The following is a 956-nucleotide window of genomic DNA, read 5'->3' on the forward strand; positions in this document are numbered from 1 at the left end:
ATAGCGTCTACTCTATCAAACAGTTTGATCTGGTTAAGGTATGAAGGGGGCAGGGCGGAGGACGTGGTCCGACGCGACGATGAAGGCCGTGATCAGCTGCGATAAGGGTCGGTGAGTTGCACGTAAACTTTGATCCGAAGAGTTCCGAAAGAGGAAACTCACTTAGAGTAATGTCTAAGTATCATTAAGTGAATACATAGCTTAATGAGGGGAACTCAGGGAACTGAAACATCTAAGTACCTGAAGGAAGAGAAAGAAATTCGATTCCGTAAGTAGCGGCGAGCGAACGCGGATTAGCCCAAACCAATAAAGTTTTCTTTATTGGGGTTGCGGACATATCATAACGAAGAGGTATCGTAATTGAAGAGGTTTGGAAAGACCCACCACAGAAGGTAATAGTCCTGTATGTTAAACGAGAAGACTTCAGATATGATCCAGAGTACCACGGGACACGTGAAACCCTGTGGGAAGCAGGAGGGACCACCCTCCAAGGCTAAATACTACCTAGTGACCGATAGCGTATAGTACCGTGAGGGAAAGGTGAAAAGAACCCCGGGAGGGGAGTGAAATAGAACCTGAAACCCTGCACTTACAAGCTGTGGAAGCACATTTCTTGTGTGACCGCGTACTTTTTGTAGAACGGGCCAACGAGTTACGTTAAGTAGCAAGGTTAAGCACTTAAGGTGCGGAGCCGTAGCGAAAGCGAGTTTTAACTGAGCGTTCAGTTACTTGACGTAGACCCGAAACCGGGCGACCTACCCATGAGCAGGATGAAGCGAAAGTAAAATTTCGTGGAGGTCCGAGCCCACGAGACGCTCATGAATCTCGTATGCCGTCTTCTGCTTGAAAAAAAAAAAAACAAGACAACTTTCTTCCTATGCGACACACACCTCTTTAACTACTCACAGTCAATTCCTCCTCCTTCCTTATGTCTACTGATCGATCTGATCCCTATT

At 46.5% G+C, this 956-nt stretch carries 1 rRNA gene; it reads left to right on the forward strand.

The features are described 5' to 3' along the window. Positions 1 to 31 precede the first annotated feature (31 nt). Positions 32 to 956, forward strand: a 23S ribosomal RNA gene (locus QOX26_RS14310); the annotation flags it as partial.

Source organism: Butyricicoccus sp. Marseille-Q5471, from assembly GCF_951230135.1.
Classification (GTDB): Bacteria; Bacillota; Clostridia; order Oscillospirales; family Butyricicoccaceae; genus Agathobaculum.